This is a genomic window from Bacteroides sp., from assembly GCA_036351255.1.
Lineage (GTDB): Bacteria > Bacteroidota > Bacteroidia > Bacteroidales > UBA7960 > UBA7960.
Genome location: JAZBOS010000003.1, coordinates 1 through 2,011, shown reverse-complemented (window position 1 = coordinate 2,011; position 2,011 = coordinate 1). Strand labels below are relative to the sequence as shown.

Here is a 2,011-nt window from a genome sequence, read left to right as displayed (position 1 = left end):
CAAAACCGCACTTTTATTCCACAGTGGATGAATCATACTTAACTTGTGCACTTATCAATTACAAAATTTAGAAATTTCGAGGAAGCTTTGCGCGTGACTGCTCAGCATCACCTCTACCCTTTCTAGGGACCACCGCCCCGGTTTACAGCAAGGGGTCCTACAGCTCATAACGCATGACAAGGTAGCAATGCCTTTTTCGTTGGAAGTCTTCAGCGGCAACTACGCTGAAAATATTCGAAAATGCGGGTTTGTCTGATGCATCTTGATGACACTTCTGGCTTGGGGAGGGGGTCATGGTTGGGCATCTTCCTCTCATGTTGAATGGGTTTGACCCTGGTCTCATGCGTTGGCCGCCCGAAGGCAGTCTTCCGAGAACTAACTTGGTGGAAGCAGACCCGCACCAATCAAGGGCGCGGGTCTGCTCTGTTCAAGCTTTTTCCAACGGATCTGTGATTTACGGCGGCGCTAGTTATCGGTTTCGAGGATATAGCCGTGATAAACCTCCGTAACCGACGGGTCTGGGTCCAACCTTTCACCTCGAAGGTGCAGTTGCAAGCCCTCGTATCCGCCGCCACCATTGCCCACAAAATGGAAGTACGAGAAACCATTCTTTTCCCTTACCCCAGTCCAGGTGCCTTCCCACCAGCCACCATCATTGGACAGGACAAACTTGCCCCACATATGGCCGGCTGCAAAGATCGGCTCAGGCATCCAGACAAAGTTCGCATTGAGGGTGATCCGATTTGTGGCATCGTCAAGGCGGGGATCATCAGACCAGAAATCAAAAGATGAGGCAGCGCCTCTCACGTGATACCTGCCATCGGGAAAGAACTCCTTGCCTGGATATTCCCCGATCTCGCAGCACTCATAGGCGGTAACAAAGGTCTTGGATCCGGCAGCCACTGGCCCTGCGGTCACACCTAGCAGGACCAAGAGAATAGAAACAATCATTATCGAACGAACTCGCGTGCTCATTTATAGACTCCTTTCATGCTTTCTTAAAATTGTGCTTGGTAAGTTTGGCCTGGCCATGGCAAGTACAAAGCCTGACACCTCCTTTCCACACAGCGCTCTTTCCGCAACGATTGATCTTGAGTGCACCCAATCAAATGATCGTCGAGACTGCAGTCCTGGACTCAAACAAGGCCTAATCCCGTTACTTTGATCGATTGCGAAATTAAACATGTACCAATGGACATGTGGTTTCTTCCATTTGCAACACCTGTAAAGCATCCTACGGAATGATGCTCCTAAGGATATGGTCGTCAAAAGTGTTTTTCCGTTCTGCATACAAGTCATCTCCAAATAGCTTGGGGTGAATGCCAATGATCTGGTCGTTGTAAACGATCACGGAAACTGCATAAGTGGTCGCGCCAACATTCTCACAAAATCCTGTGTTGGATTCTAAAATTAACTTTCCGTCCTTATATTTGGCTGAAGTCTTCCCGATTTCCTTCCAGGTATCTTGAAGGACGTTAAAGGTTTTCACTAACACATTGGCAACACCCGTTTCATAATTCATCGTTCCGCTAATCTTGCGGGGTATGCCCGTTTCGTCGTAATACATACCAAACAATTCGCGAACTGATGCTGAGGGTTTTTCAGTTCCCTTTGAAATAAGGATCGGATCGAAGTAATCCAGGAAATCACGCGTTTCAAATGTTCGGCCTCGACAACTATCAGGCGCCACAGCCTTGCCACGCATTCCGATGAGCAGACCATCATGTTTTACAATGTAAATTTCGTACGTTTCCTCGCTGTGATTCCGGCAATCCCCCTCACTCGTCAGGAAGGTCAGTTTTCCATTTTCAAAATTTGCTGTCCCAGTGTCCATTTCCCCCATAGCTGGCACGTACACAAAGGAATAGGTTAAAGCTACAGAATCACCGTCGCCATTGAGACTGACGATAGCACCGCCTTCAAGTTTCATATACCATAGCCTTTTTATCTGTTCAACGGACTCAGCCAGGGTTTCAGTGATAACCGGGTCAGATGCAGGAGGGGCGGATGT

The 2,011-nt window shown here is 48.3% G+C and carries 2 protein-coding genes; both read right to left on the bottom strand.

Translation table 11 applies throughout. The annotated features are described in order from the left end of the window. Positions 1 to 465: 465 nt before the first annotated feature. A complete protein-coding gene (locus V2I46_00040) occupies positions 466 to 975 on the bottom strand; it encodes a hypothetical protein (protein ID MEE4175873.1) in 510 nt (169 codons plus the stop codon). A gap of 259 nt (positions 976 to 1,234) precedes the next feature. Beyond that, positions 1,235 to 2,011 (bottom strand): hypothetical protein (locus V2I46_00035; GenBank protein MEE4175872.1); only part of this gene is annotated, 777 nt, incomplete at its 5' end.

Coding starts and splice junctions, on each gene's coding strand:
- V2I46_00040 (MEE4175873.1), bottom strand. CDS start 975: ATGAGCACGCGAGTTCGTTCGATAATGATTGTTTCTATTCTCTTGGTC.